The following is a 25,972-nucleotide window of genomic DNA, read 5'->3' on the forward strand; positions in this document are numbered from 1 at the left end:
ACTCGTTGGCGGAATTAATTTAAGTTGATAAACATGAGTAAAAAGTTGTACACGTCGTTAACTTTTTAGTAACTTAGTGGTACAAACCCAATTAGGTCATAAAATCTTTGTGATGCACAACCTCATGGCAAAGTTCAAAAAAATACTTGAAATCTGCAAGCAATATGCTGGAAATCAAGTCAACGGGAAAAGAAAAGTTCCTCAACCCTCTTCCATTAAGGCGGCACGCTCTGCTGGACGCATTCTTTTTAACAAGTCAGTCTTTCTGTCTTCTTGTTTCGGCTCTTTGAGCAGGTAGGCATTGTCTGCCTATCGCTGGGATTCATAAAAAGAAAAGCCCAAGATTACGAGACAATGCACGTTTGTCCTTTGGAATAAAAAGCTCGTCACCATTCTTATCCTTTGGCCTTGCTTATACATCTCCAGTCAATTGTTCCAAGTACATTTTGCGCCAATAGGCAGATAAAGCCGCTTAGATTCCTTGATTTCTCTTATCCCGAACTCAGGTTCGTTCCCCCGAAGAAGTCATTAGATTTCACAAGAGGGAAACTAAACAAAGTTAGGTAACGGGGTGCTCACCACTGCTCCACAATAGCATTTTATATTGTAAATCATTTGATGACGGCAAAACTCGCCGAACAGTTGAAAAACTTCCCTCTTTATTCTCAGGACGGGAAGCAGAAGAACGCCACTTGCGTCTGTGTGTTTGAATTGGACTCATCCGCTGGTATGTACTGGAGGGGCAACCAAAAGGCAACGACTTTACTTTGTTCTGTATCGTAGTGGGGATAGCTGAAACGGAGTATGGCTACGCCTCTGTAAGGGAGATGGAAGGCATCAAGGTGGATGGCTCGCGGTATGGACTGGGCATGTTGAGCATTAGGCAGATATCAGACTTTAACCACTGTCCACTTGCCGAGATACAGGATAAGCGATTACAGGATTTCCTGTCAAAGCTATATGATGAGCAGTAACGAAAGATTTTGCAAGCGAGAGCCATGAAAGCTCGCTTTCAAATGGCCGAGTGCAGCTAAGCGTTATAGAATAGGCGAAGCTTCCGCCTTTTTATTTTTGTAGGACATATATATTTTGGCTGTCTTTTCTGTCTTATTTGTCATAAACACATAAAGTATTGATATTCAAGAATATAATATTCTTTATTATTAGACATGACTTATATTATTTGACTAAAATAGAGAGATTCTCCACTTCGACCATTTTCTAAGACAAGCAATGACAAGTCAAGACAACATCAGAGACATATAATTTATTGATACTCAACGACAAGACATATAAGACAAGCAAGACAAGCATTTTTGGGGTTTACTGAGATTTTTTTAGGGTAAAAATGAAGTCGCCATTACCAGGACAAATTACCTGAGAATGGCGGGTAGCCTATCATGACTCACAAGCAGTTCTTAAGGTATACAGAGTGAGTCTTGTTACTTCTCTTTTTTGCTCAATGAGCGTCTTTTATCTTTTTCAAGAAGCGATTCGTTTTCTGCTCGTAAGCATTACGGGCAGGCGTGTTTTTGCTGCCCAACACTCGGTTGAGCATCTCGTCATGTGAGTATAACTTCATCAAACCGTTTCTACCTCGCTGGGGAGTAAGTGGAGTGAGAGGGCATCCTCTATCTTACAAAGCGTCTCGATGGAGAGATTCTCTTTCCCTCGGAGTATCTTTGACACATACTGCTGCGAACAGCCCATACGCTGGGCAAGTTCTGTCTGGGTGAGATGGAGTTCGTCCATCTTGTCGAGCATAAGCATCGCAATACGCTGCGAGTGGCGGAGCCACGACTTGTTAGCCTGTCGGTACTCGGCAGCCTCACGCCAGCGAGAGGGTGTCTTGCTCTCATGCGCCTCCAGTTTGCTTATAATTCGGTTCATACTTACCTCCTTCTTTATATTATATTGTGGTAACATAATCTATAAAAGAATCATCGTCGATAATATCCTCATTCAGGAGAAAACGGCGGACTTTTTCCAGTTTTGCCAATTCCGCCTTTGTATGGCTTCGCTCTTCCATTTTGAGCGTAAGTTTAATTGCCCCACCTGTGATGACATACACGCCTTGTGATAACTTTATAGCATAGATGCGAAGCCACGAAGAATGACGAATCGTTCGTTTCAGCCTGGCTTTTTCTTTGCCGAGCACCATCTCCGAGGTGCGGAAGTTTTCCAATGGGTGAAATAGCAATTCTAAGTCTGAATCAGGATTTAAGTCCAGCATCAAACATTGCAGTTGATCGCTGTCCTCAATCGTGTCTTCTATGGCTTGGTTGATGTCTGTCACCTTGAAGTAGGCTATCAGATCATCCCAATTATCACGGAAGAATTGTCTAAGCCATACTACGTCGCCCCACTTGTCAAACAGCGTATAGAGTGCATTATCGCTCTCTCCATTGTATCGCACAGCCCATAGACGACCGTCGTCAGTAATTTTATCGAACGTCATGTTCTTTCTTTTATGTTGCAAAGATAAGTTATATATTTGAATTATACAACTCATAGGTTGTATTTAACTATTATTTTCTTCCCTTGCCATCTCCAGATTGATGTCAAACGCCTCGACGAGCTTCTCATAATCAAAGCAATAGGAACGTTGTTGGACGGACATTTTGGTGGGCTGCCCCTTGGCATCACGGTGATCGAAGTCAAGGACCTGGTTACCCTTTTTGACAACATGATACGTCATGCGCTGCTCGCCCAGATACTCTTTGCTGTTTTCCAAATAGTAACGGAGCGACTCTTCGGGCAGTGAGGTCTCTCCGTTGCGGTGGGCATTAAGCTTGTAAAGCATGAAGATGCGGGTCTTTTGAAGATAGAGTATCTTGTGCGGCTCTGCCCATTCGGTTTCATTGATGATACTGGAATGGAACCGGCTGACAGTTCTAATTCTAAAATCGGCATCTTCGTAAATTTCTCCCTCACTATTGAGAAACTGCACCATGCGCCAGAAGCTACCCAACTCGTCATTTGTCTTACATTCCATGTTTTGGTGTATAATGCCTTCAACCGTGATATTCAATACTTCTGAATACGAAAGAGGCAAATCCAATTTGCCTTCCAAACATCGAAAGGCTGTAAGTGGGACCACCCAGTTTTGCACAATGCGGTCGATGACATTCCTACTGCCTAACCGTTTGTTTACATCATCCAATATCAAATGATACTGGTCATAAAAGGCTTTGACAAACAGTTCTCTATAGGTCAAAAGCTGTAGGGTTAAGTGCGTCATTCCTTTGGAACGCATCATGAGCAATCTTTGGTAGTTCTTCTTTTCATCATCTGTAAAGTCTGACTTGGGAAACGAGAGGAAGATAAGCCGGCTGAAGAGTGCGATGTCGGTCGTAGGCATCTCTTGTCCGGAGATAATCACGCCTGCATCTACGGCGGTGGTCTCCTTCTTCTTGTCGGTGGTCATGTTCATGCGCGTGCGCCCCGTACCGTCCCAAAGGCCCTTGATAAACTCTATCTTGGCGGTGTCGATGCCGTTCTTGTATTCGTCGATGTGCACCAGAGCATTGGCGGCGGCAGCTACCGTGTCGTTGAGGGCGGGAATGGTGGAGTTCTGTATGTTAGGCGGTATGTTGTCAATCACGAAGAACGACATCAAGGTGTGTCCTAACTCACTCTTGCCAGAACCCTTCGGACCGAAGAGATCGAGGATGGGGAATGAGCGTGTGGTGAGGGTGATGATGTCACGGAAAAGGGTGGCAAGATAAAAGCAGAAGCCTATCTTGCCATTGTCGCCAAAGACGAGGAAGAGCTGACGGGTGAAGTCTCGGAGCAAAATCATTGAGAAATTGAAATGCACAAACTGACGCTCAAAACGGAAATAGTCAGTGTTTTCCTTATAAATCTGAGAGAAGGCTGGCAGGTAGTAGTTACCCTTCTCGTCCAGGTGTACGATACCGTACTCGTTGACTTCACTGAACTTGCCTCCATAATAGATACCGTTGCCAAAAGCATAGAAGCCTTTCTTGTTCCAGCCGAGCTGCTTGATTTGGGCTGCTGTCTCGGTCTTTTCGTAGAGGAAGCACTTCAGCTTAATGAGTTCCTTCTCGCCAGCCTTCCAGATGAAGTTGCCGAGAGATTCGAGTTTTTGGCGGAACTTTTGCAGCGAGATAAGGTCTTCCTGCTCCATCTCTATAATTTCCTTGATGCCCAACTCGTTGGTGAGCAAGAAGAGTCGTTTGGCCATAAGCGGGTCCTTGATGTGGAAGAGTGGTGTCAGCGTAAAATTGCTCCATTCAATCACTCCTCCCTTCTCGGTGGTGGAGAAGTATTTGCCGTGGTCTATCCAAAAACCGTACTGACGGCTTAGGTCGATTTCGTCCTCCTTTGGGCTGTCGCGCCTCGTCCTCTCGTTCTCGACGGCTTTCTGCCAGAAGAGTTTTCCTCGGTGATATTTGGTGAGGGCATCAATGAACATGGTGAGCTTGGTGTCGTCATCGATAAAGGACAACAGGTGGGCTATCTGCTTCACGGCATCACTCTTTTGCTCAGTGTTGCCGCTTGTCTCAAATAGTTTGGCGGCCAGCCACAGGATAAAGTCCTCTTCCTCTACAGCCTTGAAGAGAGCTTGATTCTTGAAATAGGTATCGGGATCTTCCTTCTTACCTTCTTCGGAGGTGGGTATTTCCTTGACCGATACGATAAGGTTCTGTTCAGTGGCGAGCTTCCCTGCCTTCATTACGGCTTCGATACCCGTACCATAATCGGCGCCGCCCTTGGGTGGGTCGTTGTCGGGAATGAAGCACACCTTACTGGCTGCCCTCTTGATGAGTTGAAACTGCTCCGCTGTCCATGCCGAACCAAGGTCGGCCACGGCGTTCTGCACACCAATGGCATGCAGACGCATACAGTCGGGGGCTCCCTCCACAAGGTACATCTGCTCGGCCTTTCCTGCCGCCCGCCATGCCACGTCCAAACCAAAGACCGTGTTACGCTTATTGTAAAGAAACGAGTCCTTGCTATTGAGATACTTGGGCTGACTGTCGTCCATCACCCTTGCCGTGAAGCCGATGATGTGCTGGTAGCGGTCTTTGATAGGGATGACGATACGGTTCTGGAAGAAGTCGTAGCCCTGCTTGTTAATGAGTCCCAACTCCTGGAGAAATTCCTTTTGCAAGGGCAGACGAACGAGGGCTTTGCCGTCGATGGGCGCAAAACCGATCTCTATCTCATCGCAATACTTCTGCCCCCAGCGGCGGTAGGCATAGTCCTGGGCAGGCTTGTAGCGCAGAAACACCTCACGGTAATGTTTATGTACGGTGGCATTGACAATCAGTAGCGACTCACGTTTCAGGCGCTGCTGCTTCTCATCGATGGTTTCCTCACGTTCCTCCACCTCTATGCCGTACTTCCTGCCCAGCCACTTCACGGCCTCCGGGTAGGTCATGTTCTCATGCTCCATCAGGAAGGTAATCGCATTACCTCCTTTATGGCACCCGAAACAGTAGAACATGCTGCGGTTGGGCGTAACTGTAAACGACGGTGTCTTCTCCTGATGGAAAGGACACAGCGCACGATAGATGATGCCTCGCTTCTGGAGTGACAAGAACTCGCCCACCACCTCTTCTATATGCGCCGCATCAAGTATCTTTTCTATAATGGCCTTGGGTATCATTTCATCCTCTAATCATGTTTGGGGTTATAAAAAAAATGCCTCAGCCGACTGGCTTCTCAGCGGGTCGGCCAAGGGCTTCTACTTAGTCACTTGTTATTTAGAGGATTTGCTAAGTATCTCTTAATTCTGCAATGAACTCCGATTTCAGGACATACCAACAACGACCCATCTTATGAGCTGGGATAAGACCTTTTTCGATGCGCTTCCTGATGGTACACTCCTTGCGTCCGAGCATAAGGGCGATGTCGGGCACGGTATAGACCGTGTCCGAGGTGTTAAGTACTCCATGACTGGCAGCCATGAAATCAGTCATGCTCGCTTTCCGTTTCCCATTCTTTCTTTCCGTAGAAATCAATGGGGAGTTTTTCTTTCCATTTTCCTTCATCTGTTTCCTTGTTTAATTCCTGTTTACGTTCCTCTGATGATACTGCATAGATGGCCAGCCGGCAGCCATAGCTGTTGTAGCTGTAATGGATGAACTTACCAGCGATGGCTCCCCAAGAGCGGTTGTAGTCGCTGATCATGTTCACAAAACTGTGACGCTTGTCCAGTGATACATTGGTGATCTTCAACTGGCCTACATGAATTTCCCTAATCCATGTCGTTGGATGGATAACTCTCTCTACTTTTGGCATAATCTTCTGATTTTAAATGAGGGCAATATTGCACTGAGATCCAAAAGAGAATGAGCATCTATCTTGCTGAGGGAATATCAAAAATGCAAAAAATCCTTCCATGGCTTCCGTTTCATCGAATGTAGAATTTCTGATTTCCCTTTTTGGGTCAAAATGGTTTGACAGGAAACAGAAATTAAATTTTTGCTACAAAAATATAAGCAAAAATGGTAGAAAACGAAAACCAATCAGCTTAAATCGACCAACCAACCAAGTATTTAACGTTACCCAACGCTTCCTATGAAGAAGGAGAGAGACTGCTTTTGTCAATCATCTGACGGACACGAATGGAATATTCATACTCAACAGGAATTTTTGATAAGGTTCAAGATTTTCTCCGCCATCGAGGCTACAAGGCAAACAAAAACGCCTGTGGACGACCGCAAGGGTAAGTTGCGGTGCGCCACAAGCGTTCACGTTATGAAGAATAAAAAAGATTTCATGAGGAGTCCTCATGAGGGGATGTTTCTTTTGAGGATGCCAAAGAGGCAGGGGGGGGGCTATTTCATCTTCTTGCCCTCATACGTCATGCTGTCCAGCAGGCGTGCGGCGGTAGCAGCGGTGCGGGTGGGCAGTGGCGAGTAGAGCAGACGGGTGGTCAGCTCTTGTGCCTCTGGACTGAGCAGCCAGCGCAGCACGCTCACCGTCTCCTGTGCCTCATGATATGACCGCAAGGCGTAGCTATGCTCCTGATACACCAACACCCAGGTGTAGCAGCTGATGGGGTATGCCCCGGCAGCGGTGGCGTTGGTGATGTCGGTGGCATTGCCCTCCTGTTCGGCAGCGGCCATGATGCTCACCTGCGTGGGCAGCACAAACGTGCCGGCGGCATTGCGCAGCCATGCCCGTTGCGTGTCGAAGGCGGTGGTGTATTCCGTCGCCACATAGCCGATGCTTCCTGGTATGCGTTCCACCAGGCCTGCCACGCCAGTATTGCCATTGGCAGCCACGCCCACCTTGCAGCCTATCTTCTTGCCCACGCCCATAGCGTTTTTCCATGCGTCGCTCACCTTTGAGAGATACTGGGAGAACACGTAGGTGGTGCCGCTGCCGTCGAGACGGAACACGGGGGTAATCTCCCGGTCGGGCAGTGATAGCTTGGGGTTCACCGCTGCAATGCGGGCATCGTTCCACTTCACGATTTTACCCATGAAGATGTCGGCCAGCAGTTCGCCCGTCAGCCGCAGGTTGTCCGTACCCTTCAGGTTGTAGGCCACAGTCACCGCTCCCATACAGGTGGGCAGTGCCAGCACCTTTCCCGGCAGGCTGTCGCGCTCTGCTTTGGTGGGCAGCACGTCCACGCCCGCAAAGTCGATCTGTCGGCGTTGCAGAGCTTTCAGACCCCGCTCCGAGCCGATACCGGCATAGGTCACGGGTACGTCGTTTTTCTCCCAGTACAACTCGAACGCTTTGTTGTAGAAAGGCAGGGGCAGCGTTGCTCCGGCTGCCGTCACCACCGTCTTGTGCGAGGCAGCCGATGGAGCCTTCACCACGCTCCCGTTCTCCGCATGAGTGGTGATGGAGAACATACAGAGCATCAATAAGATATTTTTTACTTTGAACATTGAACTTTGAACTTTGAGGTTTGAACTTTGAGGTTTGAACCGAAGGTCACAGACCAACGGAAAGTAATGAGCATGATGAATTATGAATTGTGCATTGTTCATTAAAACTCATATTCAATATTTCCCGAATGTCCATTCACCTGCAAGGTTTGGCGGGCATCGCTGTCAAACTTCATCAGCGTGGGCATAAAGCCGATACGCTTCTCGGGTGTCACATCCGCATTGTAGAGACGGAAGTAGAAGTTGGCCTGCGCCGTGGTGTCTATCTCCACGAACTTCCCCGGCACGTTCTGATCCAGCGACACAGACAACACCTCCTTGCTGGCAAAGGGAGTCTTACCACCGAGTATCTGCACGCGTAGATGGTGAATGTCGGGATAAAATCTGTCTGTGTAGAAGAAGCGAGCCTTGACATGTCCCGTCTGTGTAGGCATCGGCTCGCCACCTTCCGACTCGTCGGGTGTCATGAGTTTCTGCCCCGGCAATTGCACGAAGGTGAAGTCACGCTGCTGGCTAAGGTCCACGTTCATGGAGAAATCGGGCTGGTCGGCTCCTTTGCGAAAGCCCTGCAACACGCCCTTCGCTTCTGCGCGGACGCGGTAGGTGCTGTTCGTGAAAACCCTATCCTTAGATAGACTTGCTGTCTTACCTGAAGAACTCTGACCATCCAGCATGAAATAGCAAGAGTCATACGAATAGGGCTCTGCCACCGTCAGATGATAGTAGCCGCCGTCCAAGGGCTCGTCATCATAACTGCAACTCGCCAACAGCACCACGGCCGTTGCCGTGAGAAAGATTTGATTGAGTATTTTCATTCTTTACAATATTTTGGTAGAAACAAGGCGGAGTTGCCAGCAGAGTGTGCGGCACACCACCTTGTTGTTATGATTCCTCCGACCGATAGCATTTTTTCCAAGTGCATGATAACAGTTCGGATGGAAATAATGATGCATTGTGCATTGTGAATTATGCATTATGCATTGTGAATTATGCATTATGCATTGTGCATTATGAATTATGAATTATGAATTATCTCATCATTACCTTTGCCGTCTTGTTTCCGGCTTTCACCACCAACAGTTGGTTCTTGGGCAAGTTACTGATGTGGGTGGTCTCGCTGGTTGCCACGGTATTGGCCACCGTCCTGCCAATGGCGTCGTACACAGTGATGCGGCTGCCTTTCACGCCGCCCACATACAGCTCGCCACCATCCACCTTCACGGGCAGCGGCTGATTGGCTGTTGTGGACTCGATGCCGCTCGTGCCGCCTTTCACCGTCAGAGAGAAGTCATCAAGCAAGAGATCGCCATCGTAAACAAATACTCCATAATTCATGTAGTGGATATTGGTTTTGTCTTTTGTATATTTAGTTGGCGTGAATTTTGAAAGATGGTCTCCATAGTCATAGTCCACAGTGACGAATGTCCAGTCTCCTTCTTTGGTTTCACCAGAAAGAAACACACCTTGATTGCCTAACCGTTTATTTGCAGAACGAGGATTCGTCGCATCGGGAGAATCCCACATACTTATGCCATATTGGAAAGTCATAGGAGTGCCGTTATAACTTGACCCTTTCTGCACTTTATACCAAAACGAGAAAGTATATGTCTTATCCAAACCGACATTGGCAACATCAATACTTTGCGCAAACACGGCACTGATTGGAACGTCTTTCGAGGACTGATATATATATACAGCGGCATTTCCAGAATGCGCTTCGTCTACAATTGTATTAAAATGCCCATTATCTTTCTCTTGTATTCCAGGATCAGAATACCAACCCACCGGATGAATGATACCTTTTTCCTCATTGATAACTATGGTTTCTCCCTCAAATCCGGGATTATTCACCAAGTTTTCCTGTGCATGTGCACACATAGTGCTGCCAAGCAGCATAGCGAAAAGTAAAATTTTGGTTTTCATTTATTGTTCTTTTTAAATGTTTCAAAGGATAGTAAGCCGACCTTGACCAGCCTACCATCCTGAGAATATTTTTTATTTATCTTACCCAAGCCTCAGTAGTCCAAACCGTGCCCTCAGGATCAAAAGCACCTTTATAGCTGACACTCTCTATACTTGGGAGAGAGTAAGCACCAGAATAAGCAGGATCAGTTTTTGGACTCAAATCATTGGTCTTGTAACTTCCCCATGCATTTTTGATTCCCATAGCACCGTAATCCGCCAATCCAACATTGGTTTTTGAAGGAGTAAACGTATCGTTTGCACTCTTATCCGTACTGAAGTTAATACCAGCTACCTGTCCATGTGAAGCAGCACACACAACATTGTCTTCTAAAACATAGTTAGAGTTCTTGGTTTCTCTCAGAATACCTCTTGGGAAGCCATAAACTACGCTATTGACCAGAGTGAACTCACAGTTGCGTCGGAAATCAGTGCAAGACTTCAGAGCGGTTCCGCTTTTACCAACCCGGGCTACCTGTCCATTTACAGTTCCTTTTATCGTCAAATTGCTCAATACAGGATGAGTGAAGGGAGCCTTTGTAGAACCAAGTTTGTCATTGTCACATTCGATACCATTCGGGTCTTTCGAATAGGTCATGGTAGGCTCGATGGTGACCAGCGCATACTGGATAGTTCCTGTGTACCCCCAGTCGAAGTCGAGACCATCGTCGTCGGTGGCAGTGGAAACAAGGTACTTGCCGTTGACGCATCCGCCGAAGAACTCGAAGGCATCGTCGGCACCATGAAATGCCTGGCAGTGGTCGAGCCGCGTACCACGACCCACGCCACCGAAGGTGAAGGCGTTCAGCTCATTGTCGGCAGCAATGCTGGCACCGGCATATTCCACGCGTACATAGCTCAACACGCCAGAATTGTCGTTGTCGTTCGTACCGCCGAAATGGATGTCCACGCCTGCGGGTGCTGTGGATGCGTCGATGCCCTCAATGGCACACTCCGTGCCCTGATTGACAACAGCCTTGCCAAGAATTACGAGACCGCCCCAGCCGCCTTTCTGTCCATTTTGGGCTGTGAACACGATAGGCTGGTCGGCTGTACCCTGAGCCATGATTTTGCACCCACGGGTGATGATTAGAGCAGAAGCCTTGGTGTTTTCACTGTTGTAAAGACCCTCAATGCGTGTACCCGGCTGAATGGTGAGCGTGGCACCGTTGGTGACGTAGGTTTTTCCACTGAGCTGATAGGTGACATTGCTGTACAACGTCTTGTCAGCACTGATGATACTCGACAGCGTTTCCGTTGCACGTACATTGTTCACTACAGGGATTGTTTCGTCCTCATTTGAACACGAAGTCATTGTGACTCCAACTGCCATGACTGCTACGAGGAGCATGGCGAACTTTTTAAAATTCTTCATAATAGAATGAATTTAGTTAATAAATGATTATAAATAGATGCCTCGGGACCGTCAAGGATGAAAAGTTCCACTGTTGTTATCTTACTTGGCTGGACTTTCACGTATCTGGTCCTTCTGCATACTATCTCGAGTTGATGTAGTACCCTTACGGGTGAATTAAAGTTGATAACTTACCGTCAGGGAGAGATTCACCCCCTTGTTGATGCGGCTGATCACCCAGTCGCCGGGGGTATAGTCCATACCCTTGTCCGTCCAATCGACAACATCCGACCAGTTGCCACTTGTGTCGATGTACCCGTGGCAGTTGCGGTAGAGGATGTAGTCTTCGTGAAGCAGGTCGCTGGCATTGAACTTTACCTCAAGCCGATTTTTCAGGAACTTAGCGGCAAGTTGTAGGTCAAGCACATTGCGAGGATTCTCGTAGATGTCATACGCATCATTCTCCGCTGATAGTAGCAGACTGCGTCCTTTGCGCCCATAGTTGACTGTAGCGCTAAGCTGCTTACCGAAGTAGCCCAACCCCACGTTCACGGTGTAGGGCGACATTCCCATTAATGGGCGTCTGCGATTCTTATAACTGTTCTGTATGCTCTCATCGTAGTTGAGTTTCACTGTACCATCGATAATCGAGAAGTTGCCCGTGAACCAAAGATCGCGGAGGAAGGAGCCAGGCAGCAGAAAGCCTAACGACTTGCGCACGTTCAGTTCGATGCCCTTGGCGGTGGCTTCGGGCAGATTGGCATGAATCTCGTCGTAGTTGTGACCGTCCTGTCTTAGCCAGGTATAGACCTCTGCCGGATCTTTGAACTTCTTGTGGAATAGGCTCAATGAGACCACCTCGCCCATGGAAGGGTACCACTCGAAGCGCAGGTCCCAGTTGGTGATTTTGGACTGCTTGACATAATCTCCAAATTTTGTATAGGTAATCATGCGGTCTTCCACTCTATAGTATGGGGTGAACGTGAGTTCACGGAACTCAGGGCGGGCCAGGGTCTTGCTGAAGGCCAGGCGGGCGTTGAGCGTCGATGTGATGTTATAGACCAAGGTAGCAGCGGGCAGCCAGTCGGTGTTTTTGATGGAAATAGTAGTGTCGTTCCAGTTAACACTCGTAGAAGTCTGGATGGCTGTTCTCGTGGTGGTGCTTGTTTGGGCATCCTCCATACGCACGCCAGCGGTGAGGTGGAGACGGTTGAAGAAAGTGAAATCGCCCATCAGGTAGGCGGCATGCACGTCCTGGATGCCCTCGTAATAGTCAGCGTATGAACCCTTGATGCCGGCCGGCTTATATACCGCCAAACCCTGTTCGAACCATTTGGGATTGAAGGCATCGTTAAGCGGTATGCCCTCCTCGGGAAAACTGCCGTAAATATCGACAAAGAAGGATTTGAGGTATTGCTGGAAAAAATCGGACCGGCGAAAGGTACCCATGTAACCAGCCTTGACACGCTGCTTATTGCCTGCCACCTCGAAAGGATGCTCCACGTTGACCCCTGCGGTCTTCTTGCTTTCGTTCAGGTCGGAATACATCAGATGACCACTGTTAAGATCATTTTGAGCGACGCTGCCACTGGCGGGTCCCCAGCCAAAGATATTCGTCGTAGAGCGGTCACCTGCCATACTCGCTTCGGCCAATGCAGTGTTGGGGTTGGTGCGGTTCACCTTGTTGTAGGAGGCATTCCAAGTGAGGATGAGCTGATCCTCCCAGAACTTGTGCTCGCCGTCCATCTGTGTCTGGAACATCCACGTGCGCAGCGGGTTGCTGTAGAGCTCCCTGGCCCACCATGCGGTGTAATCGGTGACGATAAAGCGGTCGGTGGTGGTGTGGGTGAAGCGGTTGTTGAAGAGATTGCGCCACGTAATTTTGTGGTTGCGCGCCTGCCAGCCCATGTTGAGTACGGCACCGGTGGCGGTGACGAAGTTGTAGGCTCGGTTGGTGCGAAAGAGAGAGTCGGCACTGATCATACGCGCCTCCTTGATGTTGTGGATGGTCTGTTCGTTGCGGTAGGTCAGGGCGAGCACAGCGCCGAGCTTGTGGCCGTTGTGCAAGGTGATGGGAATGCCTGCCGTGAGCGAGTAGGTCTGCAGCGGCAAGGCCTTGTACTTGAAAAACTGGATGCGGTTTTTCTTAGCGGCGTTCTTGCAGTACACGTCAGCTGCCTCGGCAGAATGGTCCTCGGTGGTCCACTTGCGATCCTTGATATTGCCGAAGAGATAGTCGGAGGCGTAGTTGATGCCCGTCTCCATGGTTTTGCCAGTGGAAATGGTATTGATACCCGTGCCGATGCTCACGTTGAGAAACTTCTTCGTGGGCACGGACAGCGTGTTGACCTCCACCAATCCGCCCGTGAACTCGGCGGGCAAGTCGGGGGTGAAGGTTTTGGCGATGGTCACCTTGTCCACCAGTCCGGCGGGGATGACGTCGAAAGAGAAGTTGCGCTTGTTGGGCTCAGTGCTGGGCAGGGCGGCCCCGTTGAGCTGCACGTTGTTGTAACGTTCGCTCATGCCGCGCACCACCACATATTTACCCTTGTCGATGGTGACACCCGAGACGCGGCCCAAGACCTGCGCCACGTTGTTGTCGGGGGTCTTTCGAATGAGGTCGGCACTGATGCCGTCGCTCATGGCCATGCGGTTCTTCTGCTGGGCGAGCATGGCATTGGTAGTGGCATTGCCGTAGGACGCTGTAACGGTGACACCCTGCAGCTCGTTGGTGGCCTCCTGCAGGATGAAGTCGAGCGGCGTGGACTTGCCGCCGCGCACCTTGACATCGGAGATGCGCATCTTTTGAAAGGAGATGCACGAGGCCTCGACGGTGAACGAGCGGGCGGGCAGGTTGGTAATCTTGTAGTGCCCTTTGATATCGGTGACGCCTCCCTTGCCGCTCATGCCCACCACCGTGACGGTGGCGCCGATGACGGGGAATCCCTCCTTGTCGAGCACGGTGCCCGCAATGGTGCCACGCCCTGTAGTAGCAGAAGCCTGTCTCTGAGCGGTTGGCGTGAGCCGTGGCTTGTTGGCATCTTTATAGACTACGTACGACTTGGCTCCTGCACCTTTCCTGTAGCTGTAAGGTGTGGCGGCGAGTGCATTGGCGAGATCGTTCTCCACACTGACTTTTCGCGAGGCCTTCACGCTGATGTTATCCATGTTGGACGAGTCGTAGTTGATGTCTACACCGTATTGCTGCTGTATTCTCTTGAGTCGGCTGCTGAGTTTTTCCTTCGGATAGCCAGCTGTCGCCACTGGGCTTTTGACTGTTGCTGTGGGGGTGTTTGCTGTTGTGGTCATACTGCTGGCAGATGTTGCATTGGCGCGTAATGACGGCCATACGACCAGACCTCCTACCAGCAGCAGAAACCCTGCGATAAAGGATTGGGGAAAAGTGTAATTCCTTTTTTTCATTGTTTTGTTTATGTTTATTGATATTCTTGTTTTGTCGTAGGGGCGTGATTCATCACGTTCCGCTTTTGATATCGTCCGCTTGTCGTAGGGGCGTGATTCATCACGTTCCGCTATTAATATCGTCTGCATGCCCTTACCGAGTTGAGATGATGATGGCATTGCCCAGGTCGGCATACTGCACATTAAAAATGACGCAGATATCATTCATCACGTTGGTCACGGTGGGACGCGCTGCGGTGGCTGAATAGTTGATGCGGGCGGAGGCATCGATGGCATTGTCGCGAATGACGATCTCCTTGCCGAAGTGGCGACGTATCTTGTCGCAGAACTGCTGTCGCGTGGCATCGGTCAGGCGAAACTCATGACGTTGCCATTCAGTCATGTCGTTCACGTCTACCTGATGTACCGTTGCCCGTGCTGTCCTGGCATCGTAGGCGATTTGGTCGCCGTGACGATAACGGCCGAAGGAGTGTCCACCGTGGGCTTTCTTCACCTCGACACATCCGCTACTCACGGTAATCTCGCTGATAGCCTGCCCAGGATGGGCGAACACATTAAAAGATGTGCCGTGAACTACGGCGTGGAGCTGTCCGGCTTCGACAGTGAACAGGCGGGCAGAATCGGTGGCGACATCGAAGAATGCTTGTCCGCTTAGAGCGACCACACGGGAAGAACGTCCAAAATCGTCGGCGATGGAGAGGGAACTACCAGCCTGGAGATCCACCCGCGTGCCGTCGAGCAGGGTGATTGTGGTATCGGTGACACAGTGAGCCAACTGCTGTAGGCGATGCTGCGGAACAGGCTGCAGGTCAAGCCAGGTGAGCATGATGCCTACACCGAAGAGGATCAGCACCGCTGCTGCAATGCCAAAGAACCTGGGCCTTGCCGTCCGTGGTGAACCCACGATGTTGAAGCCCAGTCGAGCAGACAGTGCCTTTCGGGTCATGTGCTTGCATTGCTCAATTTGCCAGGCTTTCAGTGGAGAGATCCTTGTCGGGGAATCTTCCGGCATGTCGTCTTCAAGGTCATCTGCCTGGAGAGAGGTGTCAGAAGACGATGTCATGTACTTATTGTAGAAGTCGCAAGCTTCCTTGGCGTGCTTCCTCTTTTCCTCGTTCATATACTCATTCATAATCAATCCATAATTAGTTTACATTGATCGGAAATCATGATGTTGAGTTCTTAACCGAACTCTGGTTTCATTTTCCATGAAGGGCATTGATGCTCCCAGTGCGCAGGCATGACGTCCGAATGGTACTCAAAAATGAGATGCCCCTCTATATATAATACCGAAGAAAAGGGGTGACCTTTACCGCAAATCACGTTACAATCATGTTAAGTTTTCTCTTGTCCTTATTTTAAAGGCTTTCCAGAAGAAAGGGCCGCATGAACGCTTCTATTTTTTATAACAGATTATTCATAAAATTGTATTGATATTTTAATAATCCCAAACTACCTTTGCCGCATGTTAATCTATGAACAGCGATCGATCGTAGGTGAAACAACGGAAATGGATGATCTTGAAGCGCTCCGGATGATTGCATCAAGATGTGAAGGGTGGCAGAAGGCTTTTTCCACTCTATACACACGGTATGAGGATACTCTAATTACCTATTATTGCAGGACGCACGGCAAGGAGGCTGCCAGCGACATGGCGCAGTCTCTGTGGCTTACCCTCCTGGAAAGAGCAGAAGAATTGACGCATCTCGAATCGTCGGACGGGATTAAGGGTTTCCTGATGAACTTAGCCCGCTGTCAGGTCATCGACCTATACCGAAAAGAAGCACTGCAAAAAAAGTACGGTCTGGCATCCTTGGATGATAAAGAGCAGCTTAAGTTCGCCGTGAACAGCATGGAGGATGAGTCGGCGGATGCCTCAGGTGGCATAGCCAGTCGGGAGATTGAATCCATCGTCTCGAAAGTATTGAATAGATACAGAAAAAGGGAACAAATCGTGTTCCGCAAAATGGCGGAAGGCTGCCCTGCTCGTGAAGTGGGCAGGATGGTAGGCTATACGGAAGCCACTGTCTATAAGAAATATAGCCTCATGCGCAGGAATATCCGCCTTGCTCTGATTCAAGGTGGCTACATGCTCTTAGCCCTGCTGATGTTTACGGAGTGACACGACCGTAAACTTCGCTCCACTCCATTTCCCTGAAATAATACTTGTATTCTTTGGTAGCGTTCCATTGTTTCAAAGGGACATAGACGCTCAGCCCGCAGCAATGGCCGGGGACGAGCGTAAGCTGGTCAAGGAACTTGTTGGTGGCGGCCTTGTAGAGCACCGCATCGGACAGGGCTTTGTCGAATGCCGGAGTGGCTTGGTTTGTTGACTGATGAATCATGTCAGCCAGGTCGAAAAAGACGTGTGGGTCATTGTCGCGATGGTAGGCTTGCAGGGTGCGGGTGTCCATCGTCTCCACGCCGGACAGCCTGTTCTTCAAGAGGACGTTCACATTCTGGTGGAGGGCATCCATCTTGGACGCATCAACCAGTGTAATCGTGGCAGAGCGCATATTGCTGTATTTCTTTCCCTCATAGTGGCGATAATAGGTCTTGCAGGCCTGCACCAAAGCATCCTTTCCACCGAACAGAAAAGGCAGCACCTTGGCATAGGGAATGCCCGAAACGTCGTACTGGGCTTCGGCAAGTACTACCGTGGGCGACCCGATGAGGTACTGGCACTTGTGGCGTAGCTGGTAGAACGTCTCGACATTCGCCATTAGACAGGCATCGAACCAAATGTAGTCAGCCACCTGGTCGGGCAGCAACTTAGCCAGGGCGTCTATCTCTATCAATGGAGAGGTGGTTGCCTCGTTGGGCGTGCCGTCAAGGCCCATATATCGGGTGTTGAGATTTTGACGTGAAGGGGCGCTGACCTGCATTATGTGGTGCGAATAGCCTCCCGGCAGCCAGCCCGTGGCATGTCCCCACAGCACAAGCCCGAAATGGTCGGCAGGGACAAGCTGCTTAGTCTCACCAATGACACGCACCAGCGTTTCCGCCTTGGCCGAGTTCTCCTCTGGATAGTCTTTAAGGGGTATTTCTTCTCCCTGCCTTGAAATGCGGAACAGCCGTGGTGAAGCATCCTGCCGGTCGAGATAGATCACCGTGTTGCCCACGTCCTTGCTTTTCATTCCCTGCTTGAGCTGACCGACCGCATAATCCACCTGTGAATCCATGGAGTTGTCGGCCATCATATAGACCAGTGTCGTGAAAGAAAGGGGGGTGCCGGGCATTGTACCGTTCTCCTCAGACGAACAGGCGAGGAGGCATGCGGACAAGAGGAGGAGGTAGGCCAGCCGCCGTACCCCATGGACAAGGGAAAGTTTCTTTGAGCTCTTCATGCTTGGATGGTTAATAAATGGCACAAAGATAGTCAGTAGAAGTTACAAAGACTTTAAAAATAGAATAAAATACAAAAACACTTCTGGAAAGATTCAGGACGAGCCCTATGGGAGCGTGAGAGGTTTGATTACGTATTAACGGCTACCAAGAAACAATGAGCCAAGCTGAGGTATATTGAAAAAGTATCCTTGCTGGCATCCTGACAGAAGATGGTGGCGAATATCACTTCTGCTATGACGAATCGTTTCTCAACCGTAAAGATGCAATGCCTGTTAGCCTGACGCTCCCATTACAAACAGAAACATTCGTGAGCCCAGTATTGTTTCCATTTTTTGACGGACTGATACCTGAAGGATAGCTGCTTGATGTGACACTTCGCAATTTGATTTTCGTTGTAATACCATCTACACCTCCATCCTTTAGTTGTTTCATTACTGCATCATGCCACGCGCCCCTTCATATGAACAACTCTTAGTGCCTAATTTCTGCACTTCTTTCAGAGTTGTTTTCAAATCTGATTCTATAAGATCGCATGTTCCAATCGCTACTTTGTGTTTAACAAATTATGAATCAAAGCGGGAGGCTCTATCATCACACTGAACCGCAGCGGGACCTGATGCGAGGCCCCGTGATAACTTGCCGCGCTCAACAGAGCCACATAGTATTTACGTCCCAAATGGTGCATCATGTCGTCCAAGTAAAACGACTGTGGCACTGCCCCACGCAGCACATACTCATCTGGTACTATGACGTAGAATCCGCGCAGAGGCGACATAATCCGTCCCTTGCTCACCTCTCTGGTCAGTGCCCGTGCAATGCTGCCAGCACTCATATCAGAGTATGCCTGCTTCACCTCATCGTGTGTGAAGGTGTAATTGCCTCTGAGAGGCTTATCATATATCCAGTTTGCTATGCTTGCCATTTTCTCTCATTTAATATTTTGTTTGCAACAATAGACATTTCTTGTCTAACTTCGCAAATAGATAGCAAAAAGTTTGTTCTATTATAGTGTTTTTAAGTTATTTTATTGACCAGCATTAATTTTCATTGTAAGCATCACCAGTAATCCAAAGTTGAAAGGGTTCACTATCCTTATTCATCATCTTAAGTGCATCTGCTCTTTCAATGTTGTAATGTATAGAACTAACATTACTGTGCCAACCAAATATTTAATTTTTGATATGGGAAGCTATAGGATAGAATGCGTTTTTTAGGGAAATGACCTTGCTGTATGTGCAAACCAAAAGCTCTTTCAAAGGGTCTCTTGTTTGCATGAAGAGTGTCATTCACCGTATTCACTTCACCTATATTATATTCGGTAAACATAATCTTTCGCAAACATAATTTTGATTAGAGTTAAAATGATTGGTGATTTTGTGTATTGATAGTGATTAAAATATTATCTTTGCAAAACATAATGTTTTGCAAAGATAATTATTGATAATATGGAATTTATTGATAGAATAGAAGAAACTGCAACGTTCAAGCGCACGCTGGGCCTTAACCGGCCTGTGCTGATTGTAATTTATGGCAGGCGGCGTATTGGAAAGTCAGAACTCATCAAGCATGTTTTGACCGATCAGGATGTGTACCATCTGAGCGAAGAAGCACAGACGCAGCAGCAGATAGATTCCTTTGCCAAGACTGTTTCGTTTACGTTTGATGGATTTGACCGTGTGTCATACCATGATTGGGAAACGATACTCACCTCCGTCAATCTATACGTTGGAGAGAACACATCAGTGTGTTTAGACGAGTTTTCGTATCTCGTCAAGAGCGATCCTTCGCTTCCTTCCATCATTCAACGATTGGTGGATAACAAAAAACTGAAATACAACTTGATACTTTGTGGTTCCTCTCAACTAATGATGCACTCATTGGTACTCAATGAGAAGTCTCCCCTATATCAACGCTGTGCTTGGCAGCCAAAGCTGAAGCAACTGCGTTTGCCTTATATAAAAGAAGCCCTGCATTGTTCCGACCAGCAGGCTGTTGAGGAATATGCCGTTTGGGATGGTGTGCCTCGCTACTGGGAACTTCGTGCCGACTTCGACACCTTGGAAGTGGCGGTACGCAATCTGTTGGTCAATAATTATGGCACGCTGTACGATGAGCCAACTCGGTTGCTCCGTGACGAACGTCGTGATACGGCTACGTCTTTCTCATTACTTACAACGGTGGGCAACGGGGTGAATCGCATTTCGGAAATAGCCAGTCGTATGCAGCAGCCTGCGACCAACCTTTCTCAGCCCATCAGCATACTGACCGATTTAGGCTATGTGGAGAAAGATATACCATTTGGCGACAATCCGAAGAGTAGCAAGAAAGGACTGTATCGTCTTGGTGATAACTTTCTTTCCTTCTATTACAGGTTTATCAATCCCAACAAATACCTCATTGAACTCGACCGTCAGAATCTCGTAATGGACATTATCCGTAAAGACTTCAGCACATACGTTGGACAGGTATGGAAAAGGATTTGTCGCGGCTTCGTGACAGGTAATGAAATCGATGGTGTAGTCTATGGCAATGCCTCACGGTGGTGGGGCGGCATACCAAAAGAAGATGGCAGCAATGACTACGAACAGATAGAGCTCGACCTTGTGGCTGAGTCGCTCGACAAAAAACACATCCTCGTGGCAGAATGTAAATGGCGAGAACGCGACGATGCACAGACTATTTATGAGCAATTAACAAGCCGTGCCAGCCGCTTACCATTCGTAAAGAAGGGGCAAAAGGTACACCCGATATTGTTCCTCAAGACAAAAACCAAGGCTGATGTTCCATGCTATTATCCCAAAGACATCATAGCGTCTATGCTTCAAGAGGATACCCCTAAAGAAAAAGTATAATATTACTAAACTTTCCCACTTGCGATATTACCGCATTTCTATCAGATAGTTCTAGGCAGATATGCCTTAAAATCATTGTGTTTGCTGTGGGTCAAAGTATGTTAATCAGTGGATGTGGACTGCACCGTCAACAATTTCACGATGTCGATTATCTTCTCAGTTTCTGTATCGCCACCCACGATCTTGGCCATTGTCTCGGAGATGTCAATCATGAGATATTCTGTCAATACAGCCAATAGTCTTACTATTATTATGAGGACTCTCTTCCATTGTACTTACGGACAATAGTGCAACAAAACATGCTAAACAGGACAATACGCCAGTTCATTTCAGAACGGTTCATGGAAAGGCTATATCAGTTCTTTCCTGTTTCGAGTAAATCATAAAAGTGGGCATTATACATACCTATGATTGAAGTCTGATTAATGCGGAAAAGGATGTGCAAAATGACGAGCGAGAGGATTAACTGAACCATATCAACACCATGGTTCTTGTCTAGGGAGTGTCAGGACAATACATGCCCCAGAGCCAACTGGCCAAAAGAGATTAAATCGACCAGTTGGTTGCCTTTTTATACTAAGGAGCTACTCTAACTCTGAAATCCTTTGTATATTTGCATTCATAGAAGGAATATTACTATATTATAAATCAGATTGTTATCAATGCTAATACACAAATAATAATTGACGTCTTTTCTTTATTATCCTTCTATTTCAATGACTTAGGAAATATTTTTCCAAGTGGAAAAGTGTAGTTTTATTAGTTGAAATATATTAGGGAACTTTGCTATCTGCTCTGGAGTAACTTTGGGCTCATCCATCTCTCTTTGAGAGAAAAAGTCGAATATTCTTTGTTTCATTTAATTACGATATAAATAAGGCACACGTTACACTTGCTAAGGAATTCGCCTTAACACTAATGGCTAGTTAATCATTATCTATCTGAACATGAGCACGAGTTAGGATACTAGAATGGATATAACCTCGCGCATTGAGTTGCTGCATGCATTCTGAATATACCACACCCTTATGCTGTGGATCTGTGATGGTCACCGCCAAAACTAATCTCTGTGAGATATCAATACCATCACGTTCCCTTGACTGCTCAGCTGCTTCGCGATAAAGCCCCTCTAATTTTAGAGCCCATTTACGTCCGCTCGTCAATGCTTTCTCTTTGTTCTTTGGAGTCATCGAAGAAAGATCAACATGATATTTCTTCACTGGCGAGAACTTACCAGCATTTTCTATCAGCACACGTTCACTTGCCCGCTCAAGATTCTTCGAAGCAGCTCTATATAAACTAGCATTCAGCACATTCACTGCATCACTAGAAGTTCTTGCCTCATTACGTATCGTCCCTTCCATTCTTACATGCTCCACATGATCATAGGTCTCAAGAAACACGCTTGCCTGACTCTGACAATACTCATTTCCTTGACTGGCATCCAACACCGGATCCAATACTATTGTCACACGAATATCTCCATAGAAATATCCTTCATCATCAACAAGACTTTCAGGATATGGAAAATCTAGCGATACAACATCCCTGCCCTTATCCAATGTGTGTTGAAATACCATTGTGCACTCGTCTGCATCATTCTTTGTCATTTCCACGAGACCAGCAGGCAATCCATATCCCATTTCCTTCTTCAGATTTTCAGTAGCCGTGGTTACTTCCTCAGGATAGTCGGCATGATGTATCAAAAGGGTTCTGATGAGCAATGGATCAAAATTACCTCCTAATTCAAAAGCCAAATTCGCAGCCAAAGAAGCCACACGAGGTGTTGAGAAACTTGTACCACTACATAGTGAAATCGACCTTCCCATTTCCGACAGCATCTTCATATGGGTATCTATATTACCGCCATAATGCACAAGGTCTGGTTTCACCGTAAATTCCACACCAGGTCCTACTCTTGAAAATGGACTTCGATGATTGACCTCTGCATCCCTCACAGTAGTTTTCGCATGCGCGATACTTCCAACTACAAGACTCATCAGAGAGTCTGCTCCATGAGTAATTCTGATACGCGCATCTCCCAGCTCCACATTACCTGCCGATTTACATATCAAAACACCATACAGCTTTTGAAAACTATCCAAGGCGACAGCAAAATCCGAAAACCTTCCATCCTCGACTTCAATTTTTGAGCCTTGGGATAGATTCCACACATTCACGTCTGGATGTCTAGCAATAGATTCCCTAATATAACGCACCAACTCTTTCTCTGACACGGTAACACGATCACTGTTAACAATGCAACTCTGAATCATACAAGGTCCCGTCTGGGTTAGTTCCTTCTCTTCCAGCATATCACCATAATTGATTACACTGGCCACCATGCTTCCATGACGAAGAGCCTGGTCAGTTTCCAAAAGTCCAGAAATATTATCTTCATTTGAAACCCAAGACGCCAGATAGTTATTAGCCGAAACACCTGAATCCATGATACCCACTTTTGGGTAAGATACATTTTCCTTAGGGCGCATCACATCCATTGTTGATGCTTCTAAATCTGGTGCTACTTCAAACTCAATAGTGGGCATCTTCCTTACCGAAAGGACTCCATCCATAGTTGCTATTGTCTTCAGGTTATCACGAGTTGTATTTGAAATTGAGAACAATCGCAAACCACTGGCATAGTGTAATTCTTCAGCATCTAAACCTTCTGCACTACACCAATCCCTCAACATCAAATTCGAACGATGGTTCAATTCTTCATTCAGATAATCCACCAATTGCACCTTTGCTGTATCACCTTCCTCCAATGTTGGATCTATCTCGGCTTCATATTTCTTGATCTTCTTGATGGCAGCCAAACCTATCCTTGTAGATTTCACGCCAATTTGTCTATTTGCAAATCTACCTTTAATTGTATCATAATCACTCTTAGAATCGATTTTTACAAGCAGTTTACCTGCTGTAGCTGATCCCAGAACATTGCGTTTTGTTCTCACGTCAAACATTTTTCTGATGCTTGGACGATGCGATTTTGCTGTAGCCTTTTCTTCTAAAATTACTTCTGTCAGCAATGGCAATGAGCGCTCTCTATCGAAATAGTTACTCATCCCTGTAAGATTCGTGAACACCTCATGCGCATTACGCTCGATATTTTTATCATTCACCCATTTCGGTGCTTTTCCGCCACCGCCGCCTTCAGCCAAAAACACGTCTTTTTCTCCCCTAAAAGAAACTTGTTGGATCGGTAATGTTTTAGCCATAATAATTAGATCGTTATTTTATTAGATTATTTTTCAGATAATATATTTCTTACTTGTCTTACGCTGATATTTGCCAAGATAGAGATAGATGTTTGGGCAACCCCATACTGACTCAGGTACTTCACAAAATCATCCTTCTTCTTATGCTTTCCGTCGTACTCATAAATTGCAGCCACAATCTGTTCGTATGATATCTGTTTCGTGCCATTGATTACGCTCTGCACCTTCAACTTATTCAGCATCGTCACAATATCCGATGGTGAAAAATCCTTCAACAAGTCAGTAAGAATATTCATCTTTGCGCTATCATCTGTTACAGTAGCATCAAATCCACTTAATTGTGAAGTTACGATCTTAACAATGGCATCCTTATCTGGCATTTCCACTTCCAGCTTCATAAAAAACCTGCGCCACACGGCCTTATCCAGTAAGTCAGGATGGTTGGTAGCTGCAAGCAATACACATGACGAAGGCAACTCATCAATATTCTGCAACAAACTATTAATCACGCGTTTCAATTCGCCCAGTTCGTGATTATCGTCACGAGCTTTTGCTATGGCATCAAACTCATCCAAGAACAAAATGCAAGGCATACTGCTGGCATACTGAAAGATTTTTCTAAGATTCTTTGCTGTGCTACCCAGCAGTGATGATACGATACCATCCAGGCGGGCCACCACGAGAGGTAAGCCTGTCTGTTCACTGATATAATGTGCTATCGAGGTTTTACCACATCCTGGTGCACCATACAACAATAGAGATTTCTGTAAGTCAAGACCTGATAACTCCAATTCATCTGAATTATTCACCACATTGATAAAATCCTTCACCCGGCGCTCTACCACATCCGACAGCACAATATCTGTATGATTGCTATTCTCAGGTATTACCTCAACTATCTGCAGCTTACTGTCTGCATCCAGTGGTATCATACGCATGGCATCCATAGTAGCTGCGCTTCTACTGGTTGAAGCCTCTATTTGAGCCAAAATGCACTCAGCCATCTCCTCGTCACCTTCAGCCTTTAATCTCTCTGCCAAGCGTTTGGAGTAATTGATAATCTTTCTTTTATCATTCGAAAGACCACCTTCTATTATTCTAAGTATATCTGTAGACATGGATTTCCTATTTTTGGTGCAAAGATAGTGATAAAACAATTTTACTGGCACTTGTAATATAGAAATTAACTCTGTTTTAACATATATCGTGCAGAATTATCATATAATCGTACACGCAATAAATAAAAACGTATTAATTATCATTAGGATTTGAATACATCAGAGTTGAATTACCCCTTATGCTTAAATACAGCAATGAATCGCAGCTAATTAACTTCGTATAATGCTTCGCAAATTATATGCATGTATAACAAGTTTCTTTAACTTCAAAGACATACTATCCATTTTTATAGTGATTTATAATACAACAATTATCTGGTCGTCCACTTTTATTGTAGTTGTATAATTATATCTATCAAAATCCCTTTGCTCAGAACATTTGTAGAAAGACCGTATTTCGAATCCCTCTACATTTTGCAACGTTCCGATTTTACCATACTTAATCCATAAAATATAAGGATCACCATTTATTCGAAATAAAAGATATTCGGTTTTTTTGTCTATTGCCTTATATTTTGCATGCAATTCCACTAAATCAAGCAATGATGCCGGTAGGTTTCTAATATCTACCCCATGAATATTGTCATTCATAGATGCACCATTTCCTAAATTCATGTATGGGAAATAATGCCGGTTCATTACGTGTGTGTACGTAAATATATCTCCATATATATTAAAACCACAAATATTTCTATGGTCTGCTTTAAATTTGCACTCGTCGAAATATAGTCTAACAAAATAATAAATGTCCTTAATTCCGCAACACTATTATAAATTAAACTTTTTAAGTACCTGAGCAACAAAAAGTTGCTCAGCA

The 25,972-nt window shown here is 46.7% G+C and carries 20 protein-coding genes and 3 pseudogenes; 5 read left to right on the forward strand and 18 right to left on the reverse strand.

Features of this window, described 5'->3' with window-relative positions; genetic code table 11:
- Positions 1 to 33: 33 nt before the first annotated feature.
- Together HMPREF0645_RS14245 and HMPREF0645_RS11365 are read left to right on the forward strand one after the other, a co-directional pair.
- A pseudogene (locus HMPREF0645_RS14245) lies at positions 34 to 205 on the forward strand (IS982 family transposase); the annotation flags it as partial.
- A 413-nt stretch (positions 206 to 618) separates the two neighbouring features.
- Positions 619 to 974 (forward strand): annotated as a pseudogene (locus tag HMPREF0645_RS11365) (hypothetical protein).
- 485 nt (positions 975 to 1,459) lie between these two features.
- Here the strand turns inward: HMPREF0645_RS11365 and HMPREF0645_RS11370 are convergent.
- The 12 genes from HMPREF0645_RS11370 to HMPREF0645_RS13025 all read right to left on the reverse strand — a co-directional run bounded on the left by HMPREF0645_RS11370 (position 1,460) and on the right by HMPREF0645_RS13025 (position 15,745).
- Positions 1,460 to 1,582 carry a hypothetical protein gene (locus HMPREF0645_RS11370; RefSeq protein ID WP_007175163.1) on the reverse strand — a complete coding sequence of 41 codons (123 nt, stop codon included), beginning with the start codon at positions 1,580 to 1,582 and terminating at the stop codon, positions 1,460 to 1,462.
- Complete coding sequence (locus tag HMPREF0645_RS11375; protein WP_004347501.1) at positions 1,582 to 1,890, reverse strand: helix-turn-helix transcriptional regulator; 309 nt, start codon at positions 1,888 to 1,890, stop codon at positions 1,582 to 1,584. The genes HMPREF0645_RS11370 and HMPREF0645_RS11375 overlap by 1 nt, the downstream gene beginning before the upstream one ends.
- Before the next feature lie 19 nt (positions 1,891 to 1,909).
- The gene (locus HMPREF0645_RS11380; protein WP_044123592.1) at positions 1,910 to 2,458 is read right to left on the reverse strand and encodes a hypothetical protein; all 549 of its coding nucleotides are present in this window, start codon (positions 2,456 to 2,458) and stop codon (positions 1,910 to 1,912) included.
- Between the two features lie 63 nt (positions 2,459 to 2,521).
- On the reverse strand, positions 2,522 to 5,635 hold the full coding sequence (gene dnaG, locus HMPREF0645_RS11385) for a DNA primase (RefSeq protein ID WP_007175166.1): 3,114 nt from the start codon (positions 5,633 to 5,635) through the stop codon (positions 2,522 to 2,524).
- A 109-nt stretch (positions 5,636 to 5,744) separates the two neighbouring features.
- On the reverse strand, positions 5,745 to 5,948 hold the full coding sequence (locus HMPREF0645_RS11390) for a helix-turn-helix domain-containing protein (protein WP_007175168.1): 204 nt from the start codon (positions 5,946 to 5,948) through the stop codon (positions 5,745 to 5,747).
- The gene (locus HMPREF0645_RS11395) at positions 5,941 to 6,270 is read right to left on the reverse strand and encodes a hypothetical protein (RefSeq protein ID WP_007175169.1); all 330 of its coding nucleotides are present in this window, start codon (positions 6,268 to 6,270) and stop codon (positions 5,941 to 5,943) included. Before HMPREF0645_RS11395 ends, HMPREF0645_RS11390 begins: the two co-directional genes overlap by 8 nt.
- Before the next feature lie 539 nt (positions 6,271 to 6,809).
- Positions 6,810 to 7,874, reverse strand: a complete 1,065-nt coding sequence (pstS, locus tag HMPREF0645_RS11400; RefSeq protein ID WP_156777924.1) for a phosphate ABC transporter substrate-binding protein PstS — start codon at positions 7,872 to 7,874, stop codon at positions 6,810 to 6,812.
- Positions 7,875 to 7,975: 101 nt separating this feature from the next.
- Positions 7,976 to 8,689, reverse strand: coding sequence for a hypothetical protein (locus HMPREF0645_RS11405; protein ID WP_007175171.1), 714 nt, complete (start codon positions 8,687 to 8,689; stop codon positions 7,976 to 7,978).
- 214 nt (positions 8,690 to 8,903) lie between these two features.
- Complete coding sequence (locus tag HMPREF0645_RS11410; protein WP_007175172.1) at positions 8,904 to 9,797, reverse strand: DUF6383 domain-containing protein; 894 nt, start codon at positions 9,795 to 9,797, stop codon at positions 8,904 to 8,906.
- A gap of 76 nt (positions 9,798 to 9,873) precedes the next feature.
- Entirely contained in the window at positions 9,874 to 11,211 is a 1,338-nt protein-coding gene (locus HMPREF0645_RS11415; protein WP_007175173.1) for a hypothetical protein, read from the reverse strand.
- Positions 11,212 to 11,367: 156 nt separating this feature from the next.
- The gene (locus HMPREF0645_RS11420; protein ID WP_245544029.1) at positions 11,368 to 14,613 is read right to left on the reverse strand and encodes a TonB-dependent receptor; all 3,246 of its coding nucleotides are present in this window, start codon (positions 14,611 to 14,613) and stop codon (positions 11,368 to 11,370) included.
- A 133-nt stretch (positions 14,614 to 14,746) separates the two neighbouring features.
- Positions 14,747 to 15,745 carry a FecR family protein gene (locus HMPREF0645_RS13025; RefSeq protein ID WP_007175175.1) on the reverse strand — a complete coding sequence of 333 codons (999 nt, stop codon included), beginning with the start codon at positions 15,743 to 15,745 and terminating at the stop codon, positions 14,747 to 14,749.
- A 402-nt stretch (positions 15,746 to 16,147) separates the two neighbouring features.
- Here HMPREF0645_RS13025 and HMPREF0645_RS11430 point away from each other — a divergent pair, with 402 nt between their 5' ends.
- The gene (locus HMPREF0645_RS11430; RefSeq protein ID WP_169305463.1) at positions 16,148 to 16,735 is read left to right on the forward strand and encodes an RNA polymerase sigma factor; all 588 of its coding nucleotides are present in this window, start codon (positions 16,148 to 16,150) and stop codon (positions 16,733 to 16,735) included.
- Here the strand turns inward: HMPREF0645_RS11430 and HMPREF0645_RS11435 are convergent.
- On the reverse strand, positions 16,725 to 17,960 hold the full coding sequence (locus HMPREF0645_RS11435; RefSeq protein WP_007175177.1) for a clostripain-related cysteine peptidase: 1,236 nt from the start codon (positions 17,958 to 17,960) through the stop codon (positions 16,725 to 16,727). The genes HMPREF0645_RS11430 and HMPREF0645_RS11435 overlap by 11 nt on opposite strands.
- Positions 17,961 to 18,145: 185 nt before the next feature.
- On the opposite strand from HMPREF0645_RS11435, the pseudogene HMPREF0645_RS13450 reads away from it, so the two are divergent.
- A pseudogene (locus HMPREF0645_RS13450) lies at positions 18,146 to 18,316 on the forward strand (HipA N-terminal domain-containing protein); the annotation flags it as partial.
- A 189-nt stretch (positions 18,317 to 18,505) separates the two neighbouring features.
- Here HMPREF0645_RS13450 and HMPREF0645_RS11440 read toward each other — a convergent pair.
- On the reverse strand, positions 18,506 to 18,883 hold the full coding sequence (locus HMPREF0645_RS11440; protein ID WP_007175179.1) for a type IV toxin-antitoxin system AbiEi family antitoxin domain-containing protein: 378 nt from the start codon (positions 18,881 to 18,883) through the stop codon (positions 18,506 to 18,508).
- A 523-nt stretch (positions 18,884 to 19,406) separates the two neighbouring features.
- Between HMPREF0645_RS11440 and HMPREF0645_RS11445 the strand changes: the two genes are divergently transcribed.
- Positions 19,407 to 20,813 (forward strand): ATP-binding protein, encoded by a 1,407-nt coding sequence (locus HMPREF0645_RS11445; RefSeq protein ID WP_007175181.1) that lies wholly within the window; start codon positions 19,407 to 19,409, stop codon positions 20,811 to 20,813.
- 101 nt (positions 20,814 to 20,914) lie between these two features.
- Here the strand turns inward: HMPREF0645_RS11445 and HMPREF0645_RS14340 are convergent, their stop codons facing one another.
- The 4 genes from HMPREF0645_RS14340 to HMPREF0645_RS11460 form a co-directional block, all read right to left on the reverse strand.
- Positions 20,915 to 21,049, reverse strand: a complete 135-nt coding sequence (locus HMPREF0645_RS14340) for a hypothetical protein (RefSeq protein ID WP_257009450.1) — start codon at positions 21,047 to 21,049, stop codon at positions 20,915 to 20,917.
- Between the two features lie 690 nt (positions 21,050 to 21,739).
- The gene (locus HMPREF0645_RS11450) at positions 21,740 to 24,037 is read right to left on the reverse strand and encodes a S8 family peptidase (protein ID WP_007175185.1); all 2,298 of its coding nucleotides are present in this window, start codon (positions 24,035 to 24,037) and stop codon (positions 21,740 to 21,742) included.
- 26 nt (positions 24,038 to 24,063) lie between these two features.
- Complete coding sequence (locus HMPREF0645_RS11455) at positions 24,064 to 25,155, reverse strand: AAA family ATPase (RefSeq protein WP_007175186.1); 1,092 nt, start codon at positions 25,153 to 25,155, stop codon at positions 24,064 to 24,066.
- A gap of 297 nt (positions 25,156 to 25,452) precedes the next feature.
- Positions 25,453 to 25,770, reverse strand: a complete 318-nt coding sequence (locus tag HMPREF0645_RS11460) for a hypothetical protein (protein ID WP_007175187.1) — start codon at positions 25,768 to 25,770, stop codon at positions 25,453 to 25,455.
- Positions 25,771 to 25,972 lie beyond the last annotated feature (202 nt).

This window comes from Hallella bergensis DSM 17361 (assembly GCF_000160535.1).
GTDB classification, from domain to species: domain Bacteria; phylum Bacteroidota; class Bacteroidia; order Bacteroidales; family Bacteroidaceae; genus Prevotella; species Prevotella bergensis.